Consider the following 26098-nt stretch of genomic DNA (forward strand, 5'->3'; position numbering starts at 1 on the left):
TCAACATATGAGCCAGTACACCAAGATTGTCGTCGGCACTGACGGATCGAAGTCTTCCCTTTTGGCTGTGCAGCGGGCAGCAGCAATCGCCGCCGCATTTGATGCGACGTTGATCATCGGCTGTGCCTACTACGAGACCAAAGAAGACGCCAACAAGACCCTCCGCCAGGATTCCGTCACCGTCCTCGGTAACGACCCTGCGCAGGAAAACCTGAACAAGGCTGCCGAGGCAGCTAAGGAGATCGGCGCGACGAAGATTGAAACTGTCATCAAGCCGGGCACCCCGGTGGAGGCGCTGATGGCGATCGTCACGGACAACGATGCTGACCTGCTGGTCGTCGGCAACCGTGGCATTAACTCCCTGACCGGCCGCCTCCTGGGCTCCGTCCCGGCGGACGTAGCACGTCAGTCGAACTGCGACGTCATGATCGTTCACACGGTCGCCGGCTAAGTAAGCACCGTTAAAGTCTGCGTGGCGCGCGTGAGAGCCACATACAGATTCTGCGTGCCCTGCGTGCCAGCGGCAATGAGGTCTGGATTCACCACGATTACGTGGTCGAACTCCAGGCCTTTAACTTTTTCCACCTCGCCAGGGCGGATCACAGCATAAGACCGGCCATCGGAAGGGAGGTAATCAGCCAAGTCAGCAACAGCCCCGAACCGCACCGGCTCCCCCTCCCGGATCGACGTCGCCGGAGTTCTCGATGGGGCGTATTGGGCCGCATAGTCCGCGATAGCCCGCGGCGTCCGGTAATTCACCGTCAGCTCGCGGCGCACGAACCGGGAGCCGACGAAGGGCTCCAACGTCTCGGCCCAGGAGTCAACGCCCGCGGGTGATCCGGTCTGGGCGGTGTCGCCGACGAGCGTCATCCAACGAGACGGGCAGCGGCGCATGACCATCCGCCACTCCATCGGCGAAAGTTCTTGTGCCTCATCGACGATGACGTGCCCGTACGCCCAGGTGAGGTCTTCGCGGGCGCGCTGTGCGGTGGAGCGGTAGTCGCGGGTGCGCTGCCGGGCGGCGAGGGTTTCGGCGTCGATGACGTCGTGGGCGAGGAGGACTTCGGCGTCGAACCCGTCGTCGATGTCCTGGACGGCGGAACCTTGCAGGATGTCGAGGGCTTCCTGTGCTTCTTCGATCTTGGCGGCCCAGTCGGCGTCGTCGGCATCTTCGGCGGGGAGGCCGATGAGCTGGGTGAGTTCGTCGAGGAGGGCGGCGTCGGTGGGGGTCCAGTCGGGGGTGTCGCGGTAGAGGGCTTGTTGGGTTTCTTCGTCGTATTCGTCGGCGACGGTCGCGATGCGGTCTTTGTCGGTGAGGAGCTCCAGGAGGACGTCGTGAGGGGTGAGGGTGGGCCAGAGGGCGTCGATGAGTTGCTGGACGGCGGGCTCATCGGCAAGTTCGTCGTGGAGCTCGGCGATGTCGCCGGCGGAGAGGAGGTTCTTACCGCCGAGGGGGTCGGCGCCGATGTGGTCGCCGAGGGCGCGGGCGAGGTGATCGAGGAGGGTGTCGGTGAAGATGGGGCGGGCGTAGTTATGCGGGCGTCGGCTGCGGCGGGCGCGGGTGCGGGCCGACTTCATCATCGCGGTAGTGCAGGTGAGGGTGATGCTGCCGATGCGTAGGGGCTGGTCGGGGAGGACTTGCTGGTACTGCTGGACGGCTTTTTTGAGAATATGCACCATCTCCAGGCTGCCCTTGACCTCGCGGGCGATGTCGGTGTCGGTGGCGGTGGGGGTGACGCCGGGGAAGAGGTCGCCGATGGTGGACAGGACGACGCCCGTTTCGCCGAGTTCGGGGAGGACGTGTGAGATGTAGTCGAGGAAGACTGGGTTGGGGCCGATGACGAGCACGCCGGTCTTCGCGAGTTGTTCGCGCCAGGTGTAGAGCAGGTAAGCGACGCGGTGCAGCGCCACGGCGGTTTTCCCGGTGCCCGGCCCCCCTTCGACGACCATGACGCCGCGATGCGGGTCGCGGATGATCTCGTCTTGTTCGCGTTGAATCGTCTCCACGATGGAGTTCATGTGGGCGCCTCGCGCCGCGTTCAGGGCCTTGGCCAGCGCTGATTCGCTGGCTACGCCGTGGTCGTCGCCGCCTTCGGTGAGGTCTTCGTCATCGACGGACACGACGGTGCGGCCGGTCGTGCGGATATGTCGCCGCTTCTCGACGCCCAGTGGCTGAGCCGTGGTAGCCAAATAGAATGGCCGTGCCATGGGAGCGCGCCAATCCAGCAGCAACGTCCGGTAGTTGTCCTCCCGGGCATCGATGCCCATGCGCCCGATGTAGCGGCGTTCGAGGTCGGGGCGCCCCGGGACGGGATTCTCGATGTCGTCGGAGGCGATGTCGATCCGGCCAAACACCAGCCCCAACTGCGCGAGCGTCAGCTTGTCCAGTTTGGCGTTCAGGGCGTGATATTCGGTTTCGCGTTCGACGAGGGCTTCGGCGTCGGGTTCGGCGCGGTCGACGCGCAGCATGACTTCTTTGAGCTTGGCGTCGGATTGGGCGACGTCGTCGTCGATGCGCTGGAACAGCTCATCCACATAGCGTTGCTCTGCTGCGATTTCGCTCATGACCTTCCCTTTAAAGCTAAAAAGCCGCCCGGGCGGGCGGCTTTAAAAGAGTAAAGCTGTTAGATATCGTACTTCTTCAGCTTCTTCTGCGCCTTCTTCGTCGCCTTTTCTGCCTTCTTCTGGTAGACGACGGCGGACTTAGCGGCCTTCTTCTGGGCCCTGCCAGCTTCCTCGGCGGCGATCTTCTGCAGCTCGTTGGCCTTCTCTTGTGCAGCTGCGGCTGCTGCGACCAGCTTGTGCTTAGCTACCTCGGAGTTCTTTTGGGCGCGGGCGAGCCAGTCATCCTTGTTGTCGTCGATGTAGTCAACGATGTCGTGGAACTTTTCTGCCAGCTCATTCTGCTCGGACTTCGATGGCAGCGCGGCCTGGATCTTCTTGTTCGCCACCTTGGTGGCGTGTTCTGCGCGCCAGGCCAGGCCAGGCTTGCCCTGGGTGTCGGCGGAGGCAATCATCAGGCCACCGAGCAGGGCGGTGTTGGTGATCAAGCCGTTGCGACGATCCAACTTTTCCTTAGCGTCCTGGGTTTCCCAGAAAGCGTAACGGGACAGCATGGTCGGGACGGTGATCGCGGCGAGCACAGCGGAGGACAAGCGAGGAGCCTTGCCGATGGCCAGTAGGGACGCGGAGGCAGCCTGGGCGCCACCGAGCGCCTTGGTCACAGTGTCCGCATCCTTGGGAAGGTACTTGGCGTACTCGTTTGGCACGACCGCACGCAGCTTAGCCAGCATCTCTTGGGTGCCCTCACGGTGTTCATCGGAGTTCACCACCATGTCGGCGCCGGAAGCGATGAAAGCGGAAGCGAGCATGGGGCGGGCAATTTTTCGAATCATTAGTTGGTTAGCTCCTTTTCTTGTTGCGTGGTCCCCATGATAGCCACGTTTTACCAGCCGCGTTCGGCCCACTCGGCCAGATGTGGGCGTTCAGCGCCGATAGTGGTGTCTGATCCGTGCCCCGGGTGGACGATGGCGTCGTCGGGGAAGGCGTCGAAAAGCCGCGTGGTTACGTCGGTGAACAGCCGCTGAAATTCGTTTTCGTTGTTGGTTTTGCCGACCCCACCGGGGAAGAGGGAGTCGCCGACGAACAGGTGCGTGGCGCTGTCGATGGTGGCGGCGAAGGCGAGGCCACCGGGGGTGTGTCCGCGCAGGATGATGGCGGTGAAGTCGTGGCCGGCGAAGCTAAAGGTGTCTCCGTGGTTGAGCTCGATGTCGGCGGGCGCGGGTAGGGCCGGGGCGTCGAGGAAGGAGGTGATGTGGGTGGCGCCCGTGGCCTCCAGGACGGCTGGCAGGGCTCTGACGTGGTCGGCGTGCCGGTGCGTGGTCACGACGTGGGTGATGCGGGCGCCGTGTTTGTCCGCGAGTGCGAGGAGGGCTGGGGCGTCATCGGCGGCGTCGATGAGCATGGCGTTGGTGCCGTCAACCAGCAGGTAGCAGTTGTTGTCGAAGTCGGAGACGGAGATGCGGTCGAGGATTAGGGTCATGGTTCAACAGGGTACTGTTGGTCTGAGTACTAGACAACGAATGAAGGGTAACCACAAGTGGCTGATCGCCTGATCGTACGCGGCGCGCGGGAACACAACCTCAAGGGCGTCGACATCGACCTTCCTCGGGACAACATGATTGTGTTCACGGGCCTATCGGGTTCGGGGAAGTCTTCGCTTGCGTTCGATACGATCTTCGCGGAGGGACAGCGTCGCTACGTGGAGTCGCTGTCCTCCTACGCCCGCATGTTCCTGGGGCAGATGGATAAGCCGGACGTCGAATTCATCGATGGCCTGTCGCCGGCGGTGTCAATCGATCAGAAGTCGACGAACCGCAACCCCCGCTCGACTGTCGGCACGATCACCGAAGTGTATGACTACCTGCGCCTGCTGTTCTCGCGGGCCGGTACCGCGCACTGCCCGGTGTGCGACGCGACGATCGAACGGCAGACCCCACAGCAGATCGTGGACCAAGTCATGGCTATGGAGGAGGGGCGGAAGTTTCAGGTGCTCGCCCCTGTGGTGCGCACCCGAAAAGGTGAGTTCGTTGACCTGTTCGCGGACCTGGCCGCCCAGGGTTACTCCCGCGTGCGCGTCGATGGTGAGGTGCACCAGCTGTCGAACCCGCCGAAGCTGGAGAAACAGATCAAGCACGATATTGAGGTGGTGGTGGACCGCCTGCAGGTCAAAGCGAGCCAGCAGCAACGCCTCACCGATTCGGTGGAGACGGCACTGCAGCTTGCCGACGGCGTAGTCGCAATCGAGTTCGTCGACACGGGCGAAATCCGTCGCTTCTCTGAGAAAATGTCCTGCCCCAACGGCCACATCCTGACCGTGGACGAACTGGAGCCTCGCGCGTTCTCCTTCAACTCGCCCTACGGCGCATGCCCGACCTGTGACGGCCTCGGCACCAAGCAGGAGGTGGACATCGAGCTGATCATTCCGGATCCGGACGCCCCGTTGAACTCCGCGATCCAGCCCTGGACCTCCTCGCCTAATTCCAAATACTTCGACAAACTGATCGCAGGGTTCGCTGAGTCCATCGGGGTGGACCCGACCACGCCATATTCGGAGCTCACCGCGGCGCAGCAGAAGAAGGTCCTGCACGGATCCAAGGACGTGGTGTCGGTGCGGTACAAGAACCGCTACGGTCGGGTCCGCAACTGGTCTGCCCCGTTCGAAGGCGTCATCCCGTTCCTGCACCGCAAGGCGGAGGAAACTGAAAGCGCTTGGTCCAAGGAGCGCTACCAGAGCTATATGCGGGACGTGCCGTGCCCCACCTGTAACGGGGCACGCTTGAAGCCGGAAATTTTGTCCGTCCGCTTGGCCTCTGAGGAAGGGGAAAAATCCATCGCGGGGCTAACGGACCTGTCCATCGCCGACGCCGCCCAGTTCCTGTCCACCCTGCGTTTGAACAAGCGGCAGGAGATTATTGCCGGCGCGGTGCTGAAGGAGATTAATGCCCGGCTGAAGTTCCTGCTGGACGTGGGGCTGGAATATTTGACCCTGTCGCGCTCGGCGGGGACGCTGTCGGGTGGTGAGGCGCAACGCATTCGCCTCGCCACGCAAATCGGTTCCGGACTGGCAGGTGTGCTCTATGTCCTTGACGAGCCCTCCATCGGCCTGCACCAGCGGGATAACCAGCGGCTGATCGCCACGCTGCAGAGGTTGCGCGACATCGGCAACACCCTGATTGTGGTGGAACACGATGAAGACACCATCAAGGCGGCGGATTGGTTGGTCGATATCGGGCCGCGTGCTGGCGAGTATGGCGGAGAGGTCGTCTACCAGGGCGACCCAGAAGGAATTCTCACCTGCGAAGAATCACTCACGGGTGCCTACCTGTCTGGGCGCCGAATCCTCGGGGTTCCAGAGCAGCGGCGCGAGGTGGACCCAGAGCGCATGCTGAAGATTGTGGGGGCGCGGGAAAACAACCTCGATGACATCGACGTCTCCATCCCGCTCGGTGTCCTCACCTGCGTTACTGGCGTGTCCGGCTCCGGAAAATCCACGCTCATCAACCGAATCCTGGCCAAGACCCTCGCTAACGAGCTCAACGGAGCGCGGCAAGTGCCGGGTCGTGCCAAGCGCGTCGAAGGGCTCGAACACCTGGACAAGCTGGTGCAGGTTGACCAGAGTCCGATCGGCCGGACGCCGCGTTCTAACCCGGCGACCTACACGGGCGTATTCGACAAGATCCGCACCCTGTTTGCGGAAACCGCCGAAGCTAAAGTTCGCGGGTACAAGCCGGGCCGGTTCTCCTTCAACACCAAGGGCGGGCGCTGCGAGGCGTGCCACGGCGACGGCACCATCAAGATTGAGATGAACTTCCTGCCCGACGTATACGTGCCGTGTGAGGTGTGCAATGGGGCGCGCTACAACCGCGAAACGCTGGAAGTGCGCTACAAGGGCAAGAACATCGCCGAGGTGTTGGACATGTCAATCTCCGAAGCCGCGGAATTCTTTGAGCCGATCTCGTCCATTCACCGCTACCTGAACACGCTGGTAGATGTGGGGCTGGGATATGTGCGCCTGGGCCAGTCGGCTACCACGTTGTCGGGTGGCGAGGCGCAGCGAGTGAAGCTCGCTTCGGAACTGCAAAAGCGTTCCAAGGGGCGGACGATCTACATCCTGGATGAGCCGACCACCGGCCTGCATTTCGAGGACATCCGCAAGCTCATGCTGGTGATCCAGGGGCTGGTGGATAAGGGCAACTCGGTGGTCATCATCGAGCACAACCTGGACGTGATTAAAGCCGCCGACTGGGTCATTGACATGGGGCCAGAGGGCGGCTCGGGCGGTGGCACGGTGGTGGCCGAAGGAACCCCGGAGGACGTAGCCCAGGTGGAGGGCTCGCACACCGGTAGCTTCCTGAAGGAACTGCTCTAAGCGTTCAAGGATTTCGTTTTCTTTGCCCGCAGCGACGCAATCGCCAGCAGCGCAAGTCCGGAAATCAAGAAGGCGATCACGCGTGGCACGCCCTCCAGGGTGCCCAGGTCGAAGAACACCAGCTTCACGACGGACGCGATCGCCAAAATCAAGCCGACCGCCAGGGACGTGGACCGGCTGAACGCATTGGTGACCACCAGGATGTAGGCTGCGAGCAGCATCCAGGAAATGGATACCAGTGCGTGGCCCACTAGGTAGCCCAGCCACATGCTGTTTTCTCCCAGCAAGCTGAACAGGTAGGTGGTAACAGTGACGATGACGAGGGCACTTAAGTGGAGGCCGGCGATTCCGATGATGACCTGAGCTGCGATGGGGTACCGCTGGAACGCGTGGCGCACCAAGAAGATGGTCACCATGAACACCAGGATTGCGATGGCTTGCACCAGCGCGATGTGATCAGTGAGCCACAGTGGCTTCTTGAAGAGGACGGCTTTGCCAAGTTCGCTGGTCAAAAGGATGCCGACGCCAAACATCGACACCCACGGGTACCAGTTGTAATTGTTGTGTCGGGATATCCACCATGCGAGCCCAGAAAAGACCACAAAGTACACAGCCACCAGGGTTGGGCGTTCCAGGATCATCCCAGCGCCGAGAGCTGAGGCACGGGACCACCACAGGAGATATACCAGTGGCAGCATTGTCAGTGGGAATACTGCGTATTTGTTGTAGAACAGCACTGCAAGGATGGTGAAGCCCGCGATGGTGGCCACCATGACGGTGAGCTCGAGGAAGGATACGGCGAACAGGGCACCGATGCCGAGCATCACCATGGGGGAGGTAAACCCAAGGTTGAGATCGGATGGATCGCCCCACTCGTCGAGGAGAGCCACACTGACAAACACGGCTACGCCGATGATCACGGTCAGTGAGAGAGGGAATCCGTCCTGATACAACGCAGCGGGGATAGCCACCGGACCAATCAGCGCAGCGAGGTTTCGGGAGGAAGTCCAACGCTTCTGCATGGAACACACTGCAATAAACAGTGCTGGTGCGATCACCGGGAAAGTGAAGAAATCACCACTGGTGAGGTACAGGAAGAACATGATGAACCCAGAGACGATGGTAATGTTCAACATCATCTCGTCGTCCCAGGCCCTGGCCAGGCCGGAAAACAGCGCCAGCAGCACGACGAGCACGCTGGCACCAACTATTGGCGGCCACCACCCCAACATGCTCACCGTAGCCATAGTGGTGAGCGAGCTTGTCAGCAGAGATGCTGTGGTCAGGGCGTACAGACCTTCTTTCGCCAGGCCACGACGCCGCACGACCACAGCGCCACCCAACAGCAGCGCAGCAATCAGCCATGCACCGATGACGCGGCCGAGTGGTCCCAACCACCCGTTTTGGATCGCCAGTGCGATCAGGAGGCTCACGCCCGCGAGGGTGATCAGCACACCACCGACAGCGACCGCCCTGATGACGAATTGCTCGTCTTGCCAAAAAGGAGGAGGTGCTTCTTTCGCGACGGGCGCAGGCTTGTCGACGGCCAGTGCCACGGGTTCCGGTTCCGGCTCCGGCTCAGGTGCAAGTTGGGGTTCTGGTTCTGGCTGGACCGGTGGAGCATTCATCTCTTCTTCGGGCTGTGATGTCTCGTACATAGTGAACAGGTCCTTGCGGATGTCGCTGATGGCAGTTTCGGCGTCGTTGAGCTTGTCGGCTATGTTGTGGAATCGTTCCCGATCGGAGTCATTAAGTTTCATGAGGGAAAGTTTATGGCAGCTTATGTGAAACTGCATTGGAATGATTTGAACTGTTACTAACCACGTGCTAAGTTATGGGAGCTACCGCCTCGCACCCATTCTTGCTTGGGTGCAGGCCGCAAGTGGAGGTCCCTCCCACCAGAAGCCGCCTGACATCAGGTTGGATAATGGTCACAAATGAGCTTTCAGCTCGCGGATCTCCCGCACGACGTTTCAGTCGCGCGGGTATTTGTCGTGAGTGCTCGGGGGAATCGACACTTCAAGCCACGCGGTACCACGTTATTTACTGCTACTTGAGGAGTACACATCAGCGCTGAAGTTCGCATCAACGATCGTATCCGGGTTCCCGAGGTACGTCTTGTAGGTCCAAACGGTGAACAGGTCGGTGTCGTCCGCATTGAGGACGCACGCAAGCTTGCTTACGATGCAGACCTCGATCTCGTCGAGGTTGCACCAAACGCGAAGCCACCTGTGGTCAAGATCATGGACTTTGGCAAGTTCAAGTATGAGCAGGACCAGAAGGCCCGCGAAGCTCGAAAGAACCAGCAGCAGACTGTGGTCAAGGAGCAGAAGCTTCGTCCAAAAATCGACGATCACGATTACGAGACGAAGAAGAATAACGTGATCCGATTCCTGGAAAAGGGATCCAAGGTCAAGGTCACCATCATGTTCCGTGGTCGTGAACAATCCCGACCTGAACTTGGCTTCCGGCTCCTGGAACGTCTGGCCGACGACGTTGCTGAATACGGCACCATCGAGGCTCGAGCGAAGCAGGACGGCCGCAACATGACCATGGTCATCGGCCCACTGCGCAAGGGCAAGAAGTAACCGAATCTTTCTGGTAAGGACAACTTAAATGAAGAACAAGACCCACAAGGGCACCGCTAAGCGTGTGAAGATTTCCGGCTCCGGCAAGCTGCGTCGTGAAAAGGCAAACCGTCGCCACCTGCTCGAAGGCAAGCCATCCACCCGTACCCGTCGTCTGAAGGGCACCACGGATGTTGCTAAGTCCGACGAAAAGCGCATGAAGCGCCTGCTGGGCATGGCTTAAGCCCAGACCACTTTTCACCCCATACACTTTTTCGACAGTTAAGGAAGTAATTCAATGGCACGTGTCAAGCGGTCAATGAACGCCAAGAAGAAGCGTCGCGAGATCCTGAAGTCCGCCAAGGGCTACCGTGGTCAGCGCTCCCGCCTGTACCGTAAGGCTAAGGAGCAGTGGCTCCACTCCATGACCTACGCTTACCGCGACCGCCGTAAGCGCAAGTCCGAGTTCCGTCGCCTGTGGATCACCCGCATCAACGCAGCTGCACGCATGAACGACATCACCTACAACCGCCTCATCCAGGGCCTGCGCCTTGCTGAGATCGATGTCGACCGCAAGATCCTCGCCGAGCTCGCCGTCAACGACTTCGCTGCATTCTCCGCAATCTGCGAGGCTGCCAAGGCTGCTCTGCCTGAGGACGTTAACGCTCCTGCAGCTTAAGATCACTGACGAACCCGCCCCGATTCCAACGAGGGCGGGTTTTTCGGGTATAGGTGCGAAATTTGGCGTACGGATGGGACGATCCGAGCGTTGAGAATCCCATCGGTACGCTAAATCCGGGGGCCTACTAATGCCCGGTGGTTTGCCCACTGGGAGGTTGTAAGGTTGAATATCTCTGTCAAAGAAAACATGTAACAGGAAAGTGGTTTAGGTCGTGACTTACCCTCAGAACCCCTTCGATGGCTATGACAAAGACGGGCTGCCGATTCCGAACACGCCCAACCCCTTCCAGCAGCAACAACAATTCCAGCAGCCTCCGGTTCCACAACCGCAGCAATTCCAGCACATGCCGATGCAGGCGCAACAGTACGCCCCAGTGCAGAAGAGCATGTTGGCTGCTGCTCTCCTGGCGTTCTTCCTGGGAGGCCTCGGTGTCCACAACTTCTACTTGGGCTACTCCAGCAGGGGAGTGACTCAGCTGGTCCTGACGCTGATCGGAGTTTTTACTTCCTGGCTCCTGATTGGATTCTTGTTCATCTTCGTGGTTGGGATTTGGGCGTTTATCGAATTCATCCTGATCTTGGTTGGTAACTCGCCCTATGACCGGGATTCCCAAGGGGTTCCGCTGAAGCGTTAACAACTGCATAAAAAATTCGGAAAGCTACAGTCTGCTTTCCGAATTTTTCTTGTTAGGCCCGTTTCGTGCGCAGAACGAAGAATCCGAGGATGGCCAGGATCACGGCGATCGCGATGAGGCCGACGCCGGCCCAGATGGCGATGGAACCCACGAGCCACCAACCGTAGGCATTGAGCAGGATTCCGCGGAGGGTATCGCCCTTGAAGAGCTGATCGCGGGTGTCGTTCAGTTTCTTGATTTCCTCTTCCGATGCTCCGTTTTTCTTCGCTTCCTTAATGACGTCGCCCATTTCCTGGTAGGTCTTGCCATCGGAGGAGCTCATCATGTGCTGCCAGATGAAGTTGTCGGCGTACACCTTTGCCTGGGGGCCGGTTGACATCATGTCACCCTGGTGTGGCTTGAGTGCTTCCTGCGAAGCCTCGTCTTTGAGGGCGCTGATGGCCTGTTCGCCAGGCATGCTGATCTTTTCTTGGAGCAGCTGATCGGTGACGAAGCCGTGTGCGAACACACCACCGTAGATGGCAGCGATGCCGATGAGGGCTAAGACCACGGTAAACACGCGCGCGAGGACTCCGTACATTTCCTTGACCATGGGCGGTCCTTTCAAATGTTGGCGAAAAAACTAATACAACAGTAATCCTGCATTAGTTGACGCGTGAACCTAAAATTCAGTGACGCGAAATACACAGAATATTGCCAGCCTAATGAAAACGAGTTGCAGTAAGGTGGTGTGTGTTCCGACATCAAGACCAGAAAGGACCAGTTATATGTCGAAACTTCACAAGCTTGCTGCAGCTGCACTCGCGCTGGGCATGTCCGCACCGATCACCGGCGGGTTCGTGGCTCCAGCCATAGCCGTCGAAAAGCAGGTGCACTATGAAGGCCAGCAGGTTCGCCCTGGTCACTCCGTCTCCGTCGCGCCGGCCACTCCTCTTCCTGGGGATGCGGGTGCCGACTTTGACCAGTCCGGAATTCCCGAAGGTTGGTACGTCTCCATCAACGAGGACAACGGCGAACTCACGGTATCGGCCGCACCGAATGCCAAGAAGGGCGACAGCTACACGGTTCGCGTGAAGATTGTTGACATTGACGGTCACGTCGAGTGGACCGAAGTTACCTTCACGGTCTCGGAGGACGGCAACGCCGACTCAGCGCTGCCACCCGCTGACTCCGATGGGCCACAGGTCACCTATGAGGACGCCACCGTGGAGCCGGGACGCTCTGTGCAGGTCAACCCGCAGGGAGACACCAATCCAGACCTCGGCTACGACATTTCCCAAGCCGGTATCCCTAAGGGCTGGTACGTCACCATTGCTGAAAATGGCATCCTCACCGTTAGTGCGGGCGGGGACGCTAAGAGCGGCGACTCCTACACGGTGAAGATCAAGGTCGTGGATGGCGACGGTAAGGTCACCTGGACCGACTCTACGATCACCGTGAAGTAGCCTGCTACCCTGGAGTCCATGAATCTGGACTTTGAGCAGGCGTTCACGGAACGCACTCCGCGCGTCGTAAATGCAGCTAAGTTGCTGAAAACGGCCGGCCGAAAAAAGGCCGGCCTTTTCCTCGTTGAGGGAGAAAACTCCGTCGAAGCAGCAGTCAGTACTGGCGCGGCGCAGGATGTGTTCGTGACGGAAAAAGCCGCCGCGCGTTTTGAGGAACTGCTCACCGCTGCCGATCACATGAATGTGTACGTGCACCCGATTACGGAGCGGGCGGCGAAAGCCCTCGCCGACACTGTCACCACCACTGGAATCTTCGCCGTATGTAAACCCGTGTTGTGGCCAATGAAGGAGGTCATGCGGGATAAACCGCGCCTGGTGATGGTACCGGTGCACACCGCGGAACCTGGCAACGCGGGCACGCTGATCCGCGTGGCCGACGCCATGGGGGCCGACGCCGTCCTCTTCGCCGGCGACACGGTAGACCCACAGGGGCCCAAAGCGGTACGTTCATCCGCGGGGTCGCTGTTCCACATCCCGGTGATGCGGGAGAATAATTTCCAGGCGATTTTCGACACGCTCAAGGCGCGCGACCTGCAGGTCATCGCTACCTGCGCGGACGGGGAGCTCAGCCTTGACGACGCCCAAGAGATCCTCACTAAGCCCACCGCCTGGCTCTTCGGCAATGAAGCCCACGGCCTGCCGCAAGAAATCTTGGACAAGGCAGACTACCGGGTCCGCATCCCTATCCGCGGTCGTGCGGAATCCCTCAATCTGGCCACCGCAGCCTCGATCTGCATGTACGAATCCGCGAAGGCGCAAGCGCAATGACCGTATCTCGATTGCAACCTTTCGGAGAGACTATTTTCGCCACCATGACAGCCGAAGCTGTCAAACATGGCGCCATCAACCTGGGTCAGGGGTTCCCAGACTCCGACGGCCCAGCTCACATGCTGGAGATCGCTCGGGAAGAGATCGCGAAGGGCAACAATCAATACGCGCCCGGAATGGGGGTGCCTGAGCTGCGTGAAGCGGTAGCGGACGCCAGGGCAGTGGCAGTAGACAACGTCCTGATCACGGTGGGTGCCACCGAAGCGATCACCGCCACCGTGCTCGGGCTGGTGGAGCCGGGCAAAGAAGTGATCGTGCTCGAACCCTACTACGATGCCTACGCCGCAGCCATTGCGCTGGCAGGAGCCACCCGCGTGGCCGTGCCGCTCGCCGAATCAGGCAACACCTGGATGATTGACGTCGCCGCCGTCGAAGCTGCGATTACCGACAACACCGCGATGATCATCGTGAACTCGCCCCACAACCCAACCGGGGCCGTGCTGGATATGCGGCAGCTTGCCGAGGTGTGCGTGCGCCATGACCTGCTCGTTCTCTCCGATGAGGTGTACGAAAACCTCGTATTCACCGGCTCGCAGCACACCCGAGTAGCCGAGCTGCCGGGCATGTGGGGACGCACCATCACCGTCTCTTCCGCGGCCAAGTCCTTCAACTGCACGGGATGGAAAACCGGCTGGGCAATAGCACCCGAGGAACTGTTGGACGGCGTCGTCAAGGCGAAGCAATTCATGTCCTACGTCGGCGCCACGCCATTCCAGCCCGCCGTCGCCCACGCCTTGCGCGAGGAAGGCGAGTGGGTGCGCGGGATGGTCGCCTACCTGGAGCGCAAACGCACGCTGCTTGCCGACGGCCTGTCCGCCAGCGGATTTCGTGTCTACGATACCGCCGGAACCTACTATGTGGTGGCCGATGTGGGGTGCGACGGCGTGGAATTTTGCATGAATCTACCTGCGAAAACAGGGGTCGCGGCAATCCCGCTCCAGGTGTTCACCGACCACCCAGAGCAGTGGCGCACCAAGGTGCGGTTCGCGTTCTGCAAACAGGACGAGGTGCTAGAAGAAGCGGTGCGGCGGCTCGGAGGTTAATGCATGTTCTAAATCTGGCAGGATTGTTCGAACGAACGGGGGTAGCGGTAAATGGTATTTTACCAGCAGTGTTCGAATGGATGGGGGTGGCCATGTCCGGGCCTTGCTTTATGTTGAGGTCATGCAGAACGCAACGCAGATGAGTACCTTACTGGGCCAGGCGCGCCACAGCCTGGCCCAGGCACAGGCGCTGCTTTGCGACCAGTCAGCCAGATTCGATGATCTCACGGAGATGCTGCTCGAGCTCCGTCAGATTACGCGGTTGGCGGAGCTGACCACAGTGGGCATGATTAGGTTGCTGCGGGAAGAAGAGACGTTAAAACCTGGAAATCGCAACAGCTTCAGTAACTTTATGCATGCCGGTAGGTTCAGTCGTCGTGAGTTGAAAGACGCGGTGAAGCTATCTGAAGAACTGTTTGATACGCCCGCAGGACTAGACAACTCCGATCCGATCACTGCTCGGATGCCGGAGACAGCCCAGGGCTTTGCACAGGCGAGTTTCGGCATGGCCTCGGCTATCGAAATTTCGAAGGTGCTTGACCAGGTTCCAGAACACACGCCGGATGAGTCTGTGGCACAAGTCGAACGGATGCTTGCGCAGCTCGCTGAGACACTCGCACCGGATGACTTGCGCAAAGCGGGTATCAAGGTGCTACAGGGGTTAAACGCAGAGCACCCACCGAGTGATGCGGACCGCCAGCGCCGACGCCATATTAAGGTCTCTCCCCAAAAGGCCGATTTAATGTCTACGCTCAGCGGCGATATCACACCAGAATTAAAGAGCCTGCTTGATCGGCTTTTTGCTGACTATGCGGGGCCGGGCGATTTGCTGCCAGAAGGGGAGAAGGAAGCCGACTCCCGCACCGCTGGCCAACGGCGTCACGACGCCCTAGTGGCAGCACTCAAGACAGCATTGCATCGTAAAGGTGGCATGCCACCTACCCGGGGCTGCTCAACGGTGGTCGCCACTATGACACTCGAACAGCTTCACCGGGCAGCGGGGATCGTGCCGACCGACGTTGGAACGTTGCTGCCTATTTCGGACCTCATTAGGCTCGGCGCGGACTCGAACGCTTTTCTCGCTATCTTGGACGACGGCACCGGTAATCTGATTGAACTCGGTCGTACCAAACGAGCCGCCGATGTCTACGCGTACCTCGGGCTGGTTGCCTCCCAAGGTGGCGACATGACCCCAGGTTCTGATCTCCCAGCCGCGCTGTGCGAGATTCACCATTGGTGGGCGTGGAGCCGTGGGGGACGCTCGACTGCCGCCAACATGGGGTTGCTCGGACACCGCACCCACAGAAACACCGATGACCAGCAGAACAATCCCGGAAAATACTGGACGATCTGCTCCGAGACCGGACACTTGTTGTTCATACCACCGGACAGCATAGACCCGCAGCGAAGACCGCGGGCGAATTTCAACCCCGCCACCTGGTTCAATCCTGGAAGCATGATCAGGTATGGACTCTTCCAGCCGGATAAGGATCCCCCGTTTTCCGGTTTCTCCTGCCCAGGCTGCGGTCGGTCATCGGCATAATCAGGCTCGCGGTATAGTACTTGGGTTAGCACGTTATTTTTCGAAACAAGGGGATTTTTGGTGAGCGACATCGAGTTGACGGAAAGCAACCTCACAGCCTTAGCTGAGGCCGCTGAAAAGGCATTCCAGCAGGCACAGGACCTGGAGGAGCTCGCTGCAGCCCGCAAGGAGCACCTCGCCGACGACGCACCTATCCCAATGGCGCGTCGCTCCCTGGGGAGCATCCCGAAAGAGCAGCGAAAAGACGCTGGTCGGTTAGTGAACATGGCCCGAGGCCGCGTGGAGAAAATCTACGGTGAGGTGAAGGCCAAACTCGAGGAAAAGCGCAACGCAGAGGTGCTGATCGCGGAGCGGGTCGACGTTACCGTCCCAACCACCCGTCGTCAGGGCGCTATGCACCCCATTACCCAGCTGTCGGAGAAGATTGCTGATATCTTCGTCGGCATGGGCTGGGAAATCGCAGAAGGCCCAGAGGTCGAGGCAGAGTACTTCAACTTCGATGCCCTGAACTTCCTCCCGGACCACCCAGCGCGTACTCTGCAGGACACTTTCCATGTTTCTGTCGAGGGTTCTAAGCAGGTGCTGCGTACCCACACTTCTCCAGTGCAGGTCCGCACCCTGCTGTCCCGCGATGTTCCGGTTTACATTGCCTGCCCAGGACGCGTATTCCGCACTGATGAGCTGGACGCCACCCACACCCCGGTGTTCCACCAGATTGAGGGGTTGGCCGTCGATAAGGGCCTGACGCTGGCCCACCTGCGCGGCACCCTGGATCACCTGGCCAAGACCCTCTTCGGCCCGGAAACCCGCACCCGGATGCGTACCAACTACTTCCCGTTCACCGAACCTTCGGCCGAGGTGGATGTGTGGTTCCCGAACAAGAAGGGCGGCGCCGGATGGATCGAGTGGGGTGGCTGTGGCATGGTTAACCCGAACGTGCTGCGTGCCGCGGGTATTGACCCTGAAATCTACACCGGTTTTGCGTTCGGTATGGGTCTAGAGCGCACCCTGCAGTTCCGCAACGGACTGTCCGACATGCGAGACATGGTCGAAGGCGATGTCCGTTTCACCCAGCCATTCGGCGTACAGGCATAAAAGGAGTTTGTGAACAATGTTGTTGTCCCAGAACTGGGTAACCTCCCTGCTGCAGGCTAAGAACCCTGATTGGTCTGTCACTGCTGAAGAGATGGATGCGGGCTACGTTCGCGTCGGCTTTGAGACTGAAGGCTACGCGCCGATCGAGAAGACCACCGGCCCGCTGGTGCTGGGCATCGTGGAACACATCGAAGAGCTGACCGGGTTTAAGAAGCCGATCCGTTACTGCAAGGTCAACGTCGGCAATCCCGAGCCACAGGGCATCGTGTGTGGCGCCCGGAACTTCGCCGAAGGCGACATGGTAGTGGTGTCATTGCCCGGCGCCGAGCTGCCTGGCGGGTTCAAGATCGCAGCCCGCAAGACCTACGATCACATCTCCGACGGCATGATCTGCTCTGCCGCGGAACTCGGCATGGCCGACAAGCAGACCAAGGGCATCATCACCCTGCCGAAGGATGCCGGGAAGCCTGGCGACGACGCCCGACCGGTCCTCGGCCTCGACGACACAATCTTTGATGTCAACGTCACCCCGGACCGCGGCTACGCGCTGTCTGCCCGCGGCCTGACCCGCGAGTTGGCCTCCGCCTTCGACTTGCAGTTCGCTGATGTGGCACTGGAACCGTCCATCGCTGGTGTGACCGTTGACGTTCCCGAGGTGTCCGGCGAAGCACTGCCAGTGACCCTGGAATCTGACACCAAGGCCGTCCGCTTCGGCCTGCGTAAAGTCACCGGCATTGACCCAACGGCGAAGACGCCGTTCTGGATGGAACGCGAACTGCTGCTATCCGGCCAGCGCCTGGTAAACCTGCCGACCGACATCACCAACTTCGTGATGATCCTCCTCGGCCAACCAATGCATGCTTTCGACGCCAGCAAGATCCAGGGCTCGCTCACCGTGCGTAACGCAGCAGCAGGGGAGAAGCTCACCACCCTCGACCACGTTGACCGTGAGCTACACGAGGAAGACGTCGTTATCTGCGACGAGCAGGGCATCCAGTCCCTCGCCGGCGTCATGGGAGGCTCCACCTCCGAGATTGCTGACGACACTACAGACGTCTACCTCGAAGCTGCTATTTGGGACCCGATCACCGTGGCCCGCACCTGCCGACGTCACAAGCTGTCCTCCGAGGCTTCCCGCCGGTTCGAACGCGGTGTGGATCCCACCCTGCCGGAAATCGCGCTCGACATCGCCGCATCCTTGCTGGTCCAGTACGGTGGCGGTACCATCGAAGCCGGCCGCACCATGGTTGGTGCCACGCCAGCTGCAGCATCTGTCGTGATGGATGTCGACTTCCCAGGAAAAATCGCGGGCGTTGAGTACCCGCGGGAGAGCGTCGTTAAGCGCTTGCAAGAGGTCGGCTGTGAGGTCTCTGGTGAGGAAATTCTGCAGGTCACTCCGCCCGCGTGGCGCGCTGACCTGACCTACAAGGAAGCGCTCGTGGAGGAGGTGCTGCGTCTGGAGGGGCTGGAGGACATCCCGTCCATCGTCCCGACCGCCCCCGCCGGCCGCGGTCTCACCCCAGCACAGCTGCGCCGTCGCGCGATCACCCACGCGCTGGCCTACAACGGTTACTTGGAAATCCTGCCAACGCCATTCATTGCCAACGACGTGTTCGATGTGTGGGGCCTGGACGCAAACGATCCGCGCCGCCAGGTTGTGAAGGTACAGAACCCGCTGGAATCTGATCATGCGATCCTCGGCACTACGCTGCTGCCGTCCATGCTCGAAGCCATCAAGCGCAACGTTGCCCGCGGCCAGCATGACATCACGCTGTATGGCGTGGAGCAGGTGTCCTTCGCTCGGGGCAAGGGAGTCTCGCCGATGCCGTCGGTCAGCGAGCGTCCAGCTGAGGAGACCATCGCCGAGCTCATCGAGTCCTTGCCACACCAGCCTCTCCACGTTGCCGTGGTAGGTTGCGGCGCACTGGAGCCGGAAGGCCCATGGGGAGAAGCCCGTGCATACACCTATGCCGACGCTATCGAGGCGGCCCAGGTAGTTGCACGCGCTGCAGACGTGAAGCTTGAGCTGGAAAATGCCGAGATGCTGCCCTGGCACCCTGGGCGTTGCGCAGCGCTGAAAGTGGACGGGAAGGTAGTCGGTTACGCCGGCGAGCTGCACCCGCAGGTTCTGGAGCGCGCCGGACTTCCGGCCCGGACTTGCGCAATGGAGCTCGACATCACCGCGCTGCCGTTCGTGCCAAGCCTCCCTGCACCAGCGCTGTCTGCGTTCCCGGCACTGTTGCAGGACCTCGCGCTGGTCGTCGACGAAGACATCCCGGCCGAGTCTGTGCGCACGGTCGTTGCGGAGGCCGCGGGCGAGCTGCTCGAAAAGGCACAGCTTTTCGATGTCTACCGTTCCGAGCAGCTTGGCGAGGGCAAGAAATCTTTGGCGTTCTCCCTTGTCTTCCGCGCTGCAGACCGAACACTCACCGACGAAGAATGTAATGAAGCACGCCTGGCCGCTGCCGATGCTGCAGCTCAGGCCTTCGGCGCGCAGATGCGCGCCTAGCAATTGTGGTGTCATGGAACAGACGCGATAAGTTTGTTCCATGACTATGATTGCCTCCCCCGTCGAGACCATCGACGCCGCAAAGCAGGGTCTGCTGAAAAAGGCCCACGCCGATCTGGCCACCATGGTGATTTCGGCGCTGTTTGCTGGCGCGATGATCGCGATGGGGTTCATTTTTTACGTAACCTCGCAGGTCGGTTGGGCTGGATTTCCCACCGGCCTGGCGAAGGTGCTCGGCGGCGTGGTGTTTTCTACCGGCCTGGGTTTGGTCATTATCACCGGCGCTGACCTATTCACATCCACGTCCATGACCACATTCCTGGTCAAAGAAAAAGCCCTCACTGTCGGGGCGATGTTCCGGCACTGGGCGATTGTCTACTTGTCCAACATGCTGGGCGCCTTTCTCATGGCCCTGCTGATTTTCTTCGGCGGTGTTGCCCACCAGTCCCACGGTGGGTGGGGCGCAGTTGTGCTACAGGTGGCGGTGTCGAAGACCTCGCACAGCGCCGTGGAGTCCATCTGCCTGGGAATTCTTTGCAATGTCATGGTGTGCCTGGCGGTGTGGCTCGCCTTCGCCGGTAAGACGCTGGTGGACAAGATCGTTGCTGTCGCATTTCCCATCGCGCTGTTTGTGGCCTCGAGTTTTGAACACTCAGTGGCCAATATGTTCATGATTCCGCTTGCCCTCATGCTGAAGGGACAAGGCGATCCGGCGGTGCTGGAAGCGGTGGCCGGGATGGATGTGTCTGGTTTGACCGTTTCTTCGTACCTGTTGCACAACCTGCTGCCGGTGACAGTGGGCAATATTATCGGTGGGTCTGTGGTTGCGCTGGGAATGGCGTATTGGCATCGCAATCGGGGGACCTTGGCGACGCAGTAGCCGGTAGGCAGCGGTTTTCTCCAGCGTCGTTGGTGAAGTGGCGCTTGGGAGAGCTTCCAAAAATCTCCTGCATACCTTTCATTTATGCGCATAATGTGCTATGGTGGAGGGTATGACTCTTAACGTAGCTATCGCTGGAGCTTCCGGCTATGCAGGCGGCGAAATCTTGCGCCTGCTGCTGAATCACCCGGCGTATATTTCCGGTGACCTGACCATCGGCGCGCTCACAGGGGGCTCGAACGCGGGCCAGTCCCTGGGGGACTTGATACCACACCTGCCACAGCTACGTGACCGACGCCTGGTCGATACCAACAAGGATACGCTCGCTGGCCACGACGTGGTGTTCCTCGGCCTGCCGCACGGCCACTCGGCTGAGATTGCACAGCAGCTCGGTGAAGACACCGTCATCCTGGATTGTGCCGCCGATTTCCGGCTCCAAAACAGCGCTGACTGGGAGAAATTCTACGGTTCCCCACACGCTGGGACCTGGCCATACGGCATTCCCGAGATGCCAGGACACCGCGAGCAGATCACAAACGCTAAGCACATCGCTATCCCGGGGTGCTTTCCAACCGGCGCTACGTTAGCCCTGCTCCCAGCCGTACAAGCAGGCCTGATTGAGCCGACGATCAACCTGGTGTCCATCACTGGCGTCTCTGGCGCAGGCAAGAAAGCAAACGTAGCGATGCTCGGTGCGGAAACCATGGGCAACGTCAAGGCCTATAACACCGGCGGCAAGCACCGCCACACCCCAGAAGTAATCCAGAACCTGAAAGAGGTCACGGACCAGGACGTAACCGTCAGCTTCACTCCGGTGCTCGCACCTATGCCACGCGGAATCCTCACCACCGCGACCGCACCCCTGATTTCCGATCAGGATCCACACGAGGTGTACGAGGCGTTTTACCAGAACGAACCATTCGTGGAGGTCCTGCCGGTGGGCGAGCAGCCACAAACCAAGAACGTGGTGGGATCCAACAGCGTCCACATCCAGGTGGAGGCGAACCGTGACGCGGGCGTGCTGCTGGTGACCAGTGCGATCGATAATTTGACCAAGGGCACCGCGGGGGCTGCCGTGCAGTGCATGAACTTGGCAGTTGGCTTTACTGAAACTGCAGGCCTGCCGCTTACCGGCCTGGCACCTTAAGGAGGAACGAGATGTCTATTACCACGCCACAGGGCTTCCTCGCCGCCGGTATTACCGCTGGCATTAAACCATCCGGGAACCCGGACATGGCCCTCGTCGTCAACGAAGGCCCGCACTTCGTCGCCGCCGGCGTCTTCACCCGCAACCGCGTCACGGCCGCCCCGGTCAAGCTGTCAAAGCAGGCGCTTGCCGACGGCCAGCTCCGCGCAATCGTGTACAACTCCGGCAACGCTAATGCCTGCAACGGCGCCCAAGGTGACGCGGACGCCCAGGCCACGGTGGAAGCTGTCGCTCAGCAGCTCGGCGTGCAGGTCACGGACGTTGCAGCGTGCTCTACTGGTTTGATCGGCGAACCAATGCCCATGGATCTGGTGTTGGACGGTGCCCGGAAGCTGTGTGAGAACCTTGGGGACTTCGGTAGCGCCGCGGCTGAGGCCATCATGACCACGGACACGGTGAAGAAGGAAGTGCTGGTCCAACGCGAAGGATGGCAGCTGGGTGGCATGGGCAAGGGCGTCGGTATGATGGCGCCCTCGCTGGCCACCATGCTCGTGTGCCTCACCACCGATGCCCAGGTGGACGCACACACAGCGCAGGATGCGCTGCAGAAAGCGTGCGATCTGACGTTCAATACGCTCGATATCGATGGGTCTACCTCCACCAATGACACCGTTATCTTGCTGGCAAATGGTGCGTCCGGCGTAGCCCCGAATGCGGAGGAATTCGAGCAGGCGGTGCTTGAGGCGTGCGCGGACCTGGCTGATCAGCTGCAGGGAGACGCCGAAGGCGTGACCAAGCGGGTGAATATTACCGTGCAGGGCACCAGCACGAACGACCAAGCGCTCAACGCCGCTCGCACCCTGGGGCGCGACAACCTGTTCAAGTGCGCCATGTTCGGCTCCGACCCGAACTGGGGCCGCGTGCTGGCCGCCGTGGGCATGGCCGACGCGGACATGGACCCAGACAACATTTCTGTGTTCTTCAACGGTGAGGCCGTGTGCGAGAAAACCACCGGCACGCCGGATGCCCGCAACGTCGATCTATCCGGCGCAGACATCGACGTCCTCGTGGACCTTGGCACCGGCGGCCCCGGCACTGCGATGGTGCGTACCACGGACCTGTCCCATGCATACGTTGAAATTAACTCGGCGTATTCGAGCTAGGTGATGTGCGATGACCAAACATTTGACTCCATCTGAGCGGGCCCACGTCCTCGCCGAAGCGCTACCGTGGCTGCAGCACTATCGGGACAAGATCGTGGTGGTCAAGTACGGCGGTAATGCCATGACCGACGAGTCCCTCAAAGCTGCGTTCGCCGCCGACATGGTGTTTCTCCGCACCGTGGGTGTGAAGCCGGTGGTCGTCCATGGCGGGGGACCACAGATCTCCTCGATGCTGAGCCGCCTTGGACTGGATGGCGAGTTCAAGGGCGGTTTCCGCGTCACCACCCCAGAGGTGATGGAAGTGGTACGCATGGTGCTCTTTGGGCAGGTGGGGCGTGACCTGGTCAACCTCATCAACTCGCACGGCCCCTACGCTGTGGGTACTTCGGGGGAAGATGGCGGGCTGTTCCGCGCGGAAAAGCGCCTGGTTGAGGTAGACGGGGAGCTCACGGACATCGGGCTGGTGGGCAACATCACCGAGGTCAATGCAGACACGATCCGGGATATCATCGACGCCGGCCGTATCCCGGTAGTCTCCACCGTTGCCCCCGGCGAGGACGGCGAGGTTTACAACATCAACGCCGACACCGCCGCCGGCGCGTTAGCAGGGGCGCTCGGGGCCGAGCGCCTCGTCATCTTGACCAACGTCGAGGGCCTCTACACGGATTGGCCGAACAAAGACTCGCTGGTGTCCGCGATTAAGTCCTCCAAGCTGCGGGAGATTCTGCCAGAGCTGGACTCGGGCATGATCCCGAAGATGGAGTCCTGCTTGTCTGCCGTTGATATGGGCGTGGTGGCGTCACACGTGATTGACGGACGCATCGCCCACTCAGTGCTGCTCGAACTGCTTACTATGGGCGGCATCGGCACGATGGTGCTGCCTGACGGCTATGACCGTGACAATTACCCCGATGGAACCGTGTTCAGGAAGGATAAATAGATGCTACAGTGGTCACACACCCTGATGGACAATTACGGCACTCCGCCGCTGACCATCGTCTCAGGCAAGGGCGCGCAGCTTACCGACGACCACGGCCGCACCCACATTGACCTCCTCGCCGGCATTGCTGTGACTTCTCTCGGCTACGGCCACCCAGCTCTGGTGGAGGCAGTATCTGACCAGGTGGCAAACCTTGCGCACGTGTCTAACCTCTTCCAGTCCGCGCCGGTGCTCGATCTGGGAGCTGCCCTCATTGAGCGCTTCGCCGCTGGCGACGCCACCCTGGCGGACGACACCCGCGTGTTCTTCTGCAACTCTGGAGCTGAGGCTAACGAAGCTGCTTTCAAGCTTGCTCGCTTGACTGGGAAGCGTCGAATCCTTGCGGCCGAGCACGGCTTCCACGGCCGGACCATGGGCTCTTTGGCCCTCACCGGCCAGCCCGACAAGCGGAAAGCCTTCGAGCCGCTGCCAACCGGAGCGGAGTTCTTCCCCTACGGCGATGTTGATTACCTGCGCAAGCTGGTAGAGATCAACCCGAGCGATGTCGCGGCGATCATCGTGGAGCCGATTCAGGGCGAAACTGGCGTTATCCCGGCCCCGGGCGGCTTTTTGAAGGCGGTGCGCGAGATCTGTGATGAACACGAGATTCTGTTCATCGTCGATGAGGTGCAAACCGGTATTGGCCGCACGGGCGATTTCTTCGCCCACCAGCACGATGGCGTCATCCCCGATGTGGTCACGATGGCCAAAGGCCTCGGTGGTGGCCTGCCAATCGGCGCCTGCCTCGCCCACGGCGCTGCGGCGCAACTGTTCACCCCTGGTTCCCACGGCACCACCTTCGGTGGCAATCCTGTCTCTTGCGCAGCCGGAAACGTGGTGCTGTCCGTGATTGACGACAACTTCTGCGCGGATGTCAAGCGCAAGGGCGCAGCGTTAGCAGGGCAGGTCGCGCAGCTGCCCCAGGTCGATCATGTCCGGGGTCGTGGCCTCATGCTGGGCGTGGTCCTCAAGGGGGAGTGGGCGAAACAAGCCGTGGCGAAATCGCCGGAGTACGGGGTGATTGTGAACGCGCCGTCGGCAAGCGTGCTGCGTTTGACCCCACCGCTGATCATCAGCGACGAAGAAATCGAAGCCGCTGTGCAGCGCATCGGTGAGCTGCTGGCAGACGTTGAAAAGGAGTCCTAGATGGTTCGTCACTTTCTCGCCGACGATGACCTCACCCCAGCAGAGCAGGCGGAAGTCCTGGCCCTCGCGGCTGAGCTTAAACGCGCGCCCTATTCGCGCGACACCTTCGCTGGCCCGCAGTCAGTGGCGGTGCTGTTTGATAAGACGTCGACCCGCACGCGGTTTTCCTTTGATGCGGGTATCGCGCACCTCGGCGGACATGCCATCGTGACCGACTCCGGCAGCTCCCAAATGGGTAAGGGGGAGTCCTACCAGGACACGGGCGCCGTGCTCTCTCGCTTTGTCTCCGCGATCGTGTGGCGTACCTACGCCCATTCCAATTTGGAAGCGATGGCCGAGACCGCGGCGGTGCCGATCGTCAACGCACTCTCCGATGACCTGCACCCCTGCCAGATCCTCGCTGATCTGCAAACCTGTATCGAAAACCTCTGCCCAGATGAAGGCCCAGCAGGACTGAAGGGCAAGAAGGCCGTCTACCTTGGCGACGGCGACAACAACATGGCTAACTCCTACCTCATCGGTTTCGCCACCGCAGGCATGGACATCGCCATCTGTGCTCCGCAGGATTTCCAGCCCAAGCCGGAGTTCGTGGAGCGCGCGCAGAAGCGGGCCACTGAGACGGGCGCTACCGTGACCGTCACGGATTCCTTGGACGTGGTCAACGGTGCTGACGTGGTCATCACTGATACCTGGGTATCCATGGGGATGGAAAATGACGGCCTGGATCGGCGCACCCCATTCCTGCCATACCAAGTAAACGAGGACGTGATGCAGCGCGCAAAACAGACTGCGGTATTCTTGCACTGCCTGCCTGCATACCGGGGTAATGAAGTGACCGCTGAGGTCATTGACGGCCCGCAGTCACGCGTTTTCGACGAAGCCGAGAACCGCCTACACGCGCAAAAAGCGCTGTTGGTGTGGCTCATGGAGCATCAACATGACTAATCCTGTAACTCGAACTGCCCGCCAAGCGCGCATCCTGGAGATCCTGGAACGCTACCGTGTCTCCAGTCAGGTGCAGCTATCTGAACTTCTTCTCGACGAAGGCATCGACATCACCCAAGCCACGCTCTCCCGCGACTTGGATGAACTCGGCGCCAAAAAGGTACGCCCGGACGGCGGGCGAGCCTTCTACGCCGTGGGGCTTGTCGACGGCCAACGCATCGAGCAACCCCGTGGCCCACAGGAGAAACTCCGCCGCATGCTCGATGATCTCCTGGTCTCCGTGGATCACACCGGAAACATAGCTGTGCTGCGCACCCCGCCCGGGGCAGCCCAATACCTCGCTAGCTTCATTGACCGCGTGGGCATGAACGAAGTTGTCGGTACCATCGCAGGTGATGACACCGTCTTCGTGTTGGCCCGCGAACCGATGACTGGCAAAGAACTCGGCGAACTGTTCAGCCGCCGCGCATAACGAAAACCACAAACACTTGAGGAGCACTT

At 60.5% G+C, this 26098-nt stretch carries 24 protein-coding genes; 19 read left to right on the forward strand and 5 right to left on the reverse strand.

Annotated elements, in window-relative coordinates:
• Positions 1–7 precede the first annotated feature (7 nt).
• Positions 8–451, forward strand: coding sequence for a universal stress protein (locus tag ACZ6ZO_RS10685; protein ID WP_182386004.1), 444 nt, complete (start codon positions 8–10; stop codon positions 449–451).
• Here ACZ6ZO_RS10685 and ACZ6ZO_RS10690 read toward each other — a convergent pair.
• From ACZ6ZO_RS10690 to ACZ6ZO_RS10700, 3 genes are read right to left on the reverse strand one after another with little or no spacing between them, the layout of a single operon-like run.
• Positions 448–2565 (reverse strand): HelD family protein, encoded by a 2118-nt coding sequence (locus ACZ6ZO_RS10690; RefSeq protein ID WP_465292546.1) that lies wholly within the window; start codon positions 2563–2565, stop codon positions 448–450. The two genes, ACZ6ZO_RS10685 and ACZ6ZO_RS10690, sit on opposite strands and share 4 nt — an antisense overlap.
• 59 nt (positions 2566–2624) lie before the next feature.
• On the reverse strand, positions 2625–3395 hold the full coding sequence (locus ACZ6ZO_RS10695; protein ID WP_465292548.1) for a DoxX family protein: 771 nt from the start codon (positions 3393–3395) through the stop codon (positions 2625–2627).
• A 50-nt stretch (positions 3396–3445) separates the two neighbouring features.
• Positions 3446–4042 carry an MBL fold metallo-hydrolase gene (locus ACZ6ZO_RS10700; RefSeq protein ID WP_465292550.1) on the reverse strand — a complete coding sequence of 199 codons (597 nt, stop codon included), beginning with the start codon at positions 4040–4042 and terminating at the stop codon, positions 3446–3448.
• A gap of 57 nt (positions 4043–4099) precedes the next feature.
• Here ACZ6ZO_RS10700 and uvrA point away from each other — a divergent pair, with 57 nt between their 5' ends.
• On the forward strand, positions 4100–6931 hold the full coding sequence (gene uvrA / locus ACZ6ZO_RS10705; RefSeq protein WP_465292552.1) for an excinuclease ABC subunit UvrA: 2832 nt from the start codon (positions 4100–4102) through the stop codon (positions 6929–6931).
• Here the strand turns inward: uvrA and ACZ6ZO_RS10710 are convergent.
• The gene (locus ACZ6ZO_RS10710) at positions 6928–8691 is read right to left on the reverse strand and encodes a DUF2339 domain-containing protein (RefSeq protein WP_465292554.1); all 1764 of its coding nucleotides are present in this window, start codon (positions 8689–8691) and stop codon (positions 6928–6930) included. The genes uvrA and ACZ6ZO_RS10710 overlap by 4 nt on opposite strands.
• A 324-nt stretch (positions 8692–9015) precedes the next feature.
• Between ACZ6ZO_RS10710 and infC the strand changes: the two genes are divergently transcribed.
• From infC to ACZ6ZO_RS10730, 4 genes are all read left to right on the forward strand, one after another.
• Positions 9016–9519 (forward strand): translation initiation factor IF-3, encoded by a 504-nt coding sequence (gene infC / locus ACZ6ZO_RS10715; RefSeq protein ID WP_232843397.1) that lies wholly within the window; start codon positions 9016–9018, stop codon positions 9517–9519.
• 28 nt (positions 9520–9547) lie between these two features.
• Positions 9548–9742: a 50S ribosomal protein L35 gene (gene rpmI / locus ACZ6ZO_RS10720; protein ID WP_182386010.1), complete on the forward strand. Its 195-nt coding sequence runs from the start codon at positions 9548–9550 to the stop codon at positions 9740–9742.
• Between the two features lie 54 nt (positions 9743–9796).
• Positions 9797–10177 carry a 50S ribosomal protein L20 gene (gene rplT / locus ACZ6ZO_RS10725; RefSeq protein WP_182386011.1) on the forward strand — a complete coding sequence of 127 codons (381 nt, stop codon included), beginning with the start codon at positions 9797–9799 and terminating at the stop codon, positions 10175–10177.
• A 214-nt stretch (positions 10178–10391) separates the two neighbouring features.
• Entirely contained in the window at positions 10392–10814 is a 423-nt protein-coding gene (locus tag ACZ6ZO_RS10730; RefSeq protein WP_465292557.1) for an NINE protein, read from the forward strand.
• Between the two features lie 52 nt (positions 10815–10866).
• Here the strand turns inward: ACZ6ZO_RS10730 and ACZ6ZO_RS10735 are convergent, their stop codons facing one another.
• Positions 10867–11406, reverse strand: a complete 540-nt coding sequence (locus ACZ6ZO_RS10735; protein WP_465292559.1) for a hypothetical protein — start codon at positions 11404–11406, stop codon at positions 10867–10869.
• Between the two features lie 175 nt (positions 11407–11581).
• On the opposite strand from ACZ6ZO_RS10735, the gene ACZ6ZO_RS10740 reads away from it, so the two are divergent.
• The 13 genes from ACZ6ZO_RS10740 (at position 11582) to ACZ6ZO_RS10800 (ending at position 26069) form a co-directional block, all read left to right on the forward strand.
• Positions 11582–12259: a YPDG domain-containing protein gene (locus ACZ6ZO_RS10740; protein ID WP_465292561.1), complete on the forward strand. Its 678-nt coding sequence runs from the start codon at positions 11582–11584 to the stop codon at positions 12257–12259.
• A gap of 18 nt (positions 12260–12277) precedes the next feature.
• Positions 12278–13087 carry a TrmH family RNA methyltransferase gene (locus ACZ6ZO_RS10745; RefSeq protein ID WP_465292563.1) on the forward strand — a complete coding sequence of 270 codons (810 nt, stop codon included), beginning with the start codon at positions 12278–12280 and terminating at the stop codon, positions 13085–13087.
• A complete protein-coding gene (locus ACZ6ZO_RS10750; protein ID WP_465292565.1) occupies positions 13084–14190 on the forward strand; it encodes a pyridoxal phosphate-dependent aminotransferase in 1107 nt (368 codons plus the stop codon). Before ACZ6ZO_RS10745 ends, ACZ6ZO_RS10750 begins: the two co-directional genes overlap by 4 nt.
• A 121-nt stretch (positions 14191–14311) precedes the next feature.
• Entirely contained in the window at positions 14312–15733 is a 1422-nt protein-coding gene (locus tag ACZ6ZO_RS10755) for a DUF222 domain-containing protein (protein WP_465292567.1), read from the forward strand.
• Between the two features lie 60 nt (positions 15734–15793).
• On the forward strand, positions 15794–16828 hold the full coding sequence (gene pheS / locus ACZ6ZO_RS10760) for a phenylalanine--tRNA ligase subunit alpha (protein WP_417926307.1): 1035 nt from the start codon (positions 15794–15796) through the stop codon (positions 16826–16828).
• 16 nt (positions 16829–16844) lie between these two features.
• A complete protein-coding gene (pheT, locus tag ACZ6ZO_RS10765) occupies positions 16845–19337 on the forward strand; it encodes a phenylalanine--tRNA ligase subunit beta (protein ID WP_465292570.1) in 2493 nt (830 codons plus the stop codon).
• A gap of 40 nt (positions 19338–19377) precedes the next feature.
• On the forward strand, positions 19378–20217 hold the full coding sequence (locus ACZ6ZO_RS10770) for a formate/nitrite transporter family protein (RefSeq protein WP_465292572.1): 840 nt from the start codon (positions 19378–19380) through the stop codon (positions 20215–20217).
• Positions 20218–20329: 112 nt separating this feature from the next.
• A complete protein-coding gene (gene argC, locus ACZ6ZO_RS10775) occupies positions 20330–21364 on the forward strand; it encodes an N-acetyl-gamma-glutamyl-phosphate reductase (protein ID WP_465292574.1) in 1035 nt (344 codons plus the stop codon).
• Positions 21365–21375: 11 nt separating this feature from the next.
• Positions 21376–22527, forward strand: a complete 1152-nt coding sequence (gene argJ / locus ACZ6ZO_RS10780; RefSeq protein WP_182386021.1) for a bifunctional glutamate N-acetyltransferase/amino-acid acetyltransferase ArgJ — start codon at positions 21376–21378, stop codon at positions 22525–22527.
• A gap of 10 nt (positions 22528–22537) precedes the next feature.
• On the forward strand, positions 22538–23467 hold the full coding sequence (gene argB, locus ACZ6ZO_RS10785; RefSeq protein ID WP_182386022.1) for an acetylglutamate kinase: 930 nt from the start codon (positions 22538–22540) through the stop codon (positions 23465–23467).
• On the forward strand, positions 23468–24652 hold the full coding sequence (locus ACZ6ZO_RS10790; RefSeq protein ID WP_465292577.1) for an acetylornithine transaminase: 1185 nt from the start codon (positions 23468–23470) through the stop codon (positions 24650–24652).
• The gene (argF, locus tag ACZ6ZO_RS10795; protein ID WP_182386024.1) at positions 24653–25597 is read left to right on the forward strand and encodes an ornithine carbamoyltransferase; all 945 of its coding nucleotides are present in this window, start codon (positions 24653–24655) and stop codon (positions 25595–25597) included.
• Complete coding sequence (locus tag ACZ6ZO_RS10800) at positions 25590–26069, forward strand: arginine repressor (RefSeq protein WP_182386025.1); 480 nt, start codon at positions 25590–25592, stop codon at positions 26067–26069. Before argF ends, ACZ6ZO_RS10800 begins: the two co-directional genes overlap by 8 nt.
• Positions 26070–26098 lie beyond the last annotated feature (29 nt).

It is taken from the genome of Corynebacterium sp. NPDC104732 (genome assembly GCF_055583565.1).

Bases quoted from the DNA above. Each gene is read 5' to 3' on its own strand.
- ACZ6ZO_RS10685 (WP_182386004.1), top strand. From the start codon at position 8: ATGAGCCAGTACACCAAGATTGTCGTCGGCACTGACGGATCGAAGTCT.
- ACZ6ZO_RS10690 (WP_465292546.1), bottom strand. From the start codon at position 2,565: ATGAGCGAAATCGCAGCAGAGCAACGCTATGTGGATGAGCTGTTCCAG.
- ACZ6ZO_RS10695 (WP_465292548.1), bottom strand. From the start codon at position 3,395: ATGATTCGAAAAATTGCCCGCCCCATGCTCGCTTCCGCTTTCATCGCT.
- ACZ6ZO_RS10700 (WP_465292550.1), bottom strand. From the start codon at position 4,042: ATGACCCTAATCCTCGACCGCATCTCCGTCTCCGACTTCGACAACAAC.
- ACZ6ZO_RS10710 (WP_465292554.1), bottom strand. From the start codon at position 8,691: ATGAAACTTAATGACTCCGATCGGGAACGATTCCACAACATAGCCGAC.
- rpmI (WP_182386010.1), top strand. From the start codon at position 9,548: ATGAAGAACAAGACCCACAAGGGCACCGCTAAGCGTGTGAAGATTTCC.
- rplT (WP_182386011.1), top strand. From the start codon at position 9,797: ATGGCACGTGTCAAGCGGTCAATGAACGCCAAGAAGAAGCGTCGCGAG.
- ACZ6ZO_RS10735 (WP_465292559.1), bottom strand. From the start codon at position 11,406: ATGGTCAAGGAAATGTACGGAGTCCTCGCGCGCGTGTTTACCGTGGTC.
- ACZ6ZO_RS10740 (WP_465292561.1), top strand. From the start codon at position 11,582: ATGTCGAAACTTCACAAGCTTGCTGCAGCTGCACTCGCGCTGGGCATG.
- ACZ6ZO_RS10745 (WP_465292563.1), top strand. From the start codon at position 12,278: ATGAATCTGGACTTTGAGCAGGCGTTCACGGAACGCACTCCGCGCGTC.
- ACZ6ZO_RS10750 (WP_465292565.1), top strand. From the start codon at position 13,084: ATGACCGTATCTCGATTGCAACCTTTCGGAGAGACTATTTTCGCCACC.
- ACZ6ZO_RS10755 (WP_465292567.1), top strand. From the start codon at position 14,312: ATGCAGAACGCAACGCAGATGAGTACCTTACTGGGCCAGGCGCGCCAC.
- pheT (WP_465292570.1), top strand. From the start codon at position 16,845: ATGTTGTTGTCCCAGAACTGGGTAACCTCCCTGCTGCAGGCTAAGAAC.
- ACZ6ZO_RS10770 (WP_465292572.1), top strand. From the start codon at position 19,378: ATGACTATGATTGCCTCCCCCGTCGAGACCATCGACGCCGCAAAGCAG.
- argC (WP_465292574.1), top strand. From the start codon at position 20,330: ATGACTCTTAACGTAGCTATCGCTGGAGCTTCCGGCTATGCAGGCGGC.
- argJ (WP_182386021.1), top strand. From the start codon at position 21,376: ATGTCTATTACCACGCCACAGGGCTTCCTCGCCGCCGGTATTACCGCT.
- argB (WP_182386022.1), top strand. From the start codon at position 22,538: ATGACCAAACATTTGACTCCATCTGAGCGGGCCCACGTCCTCGCCGAA.
- ACZ6ZO_RS10790 (WP_465292577.1), top strand. From the start codon at position 23,468: ATGCTACAGTGGTCACACACCCTGATGGACAATTACGGCACTCCGCCG.
- argF (WP_182386024.1), top strand. From the start codon at position 24,653: ATGGTTCGTCACTTTCTCGCCGACGATGACCTCACCCCAGCAGAGCAG.
- ACZ6ZO_RS10800 (WP_182386025.1), top strand. From the start codon at position 25,590: ATGACTAATCCTGTAACTCGAACTGCCCGCCAAGCGCGCATCCTGGAG.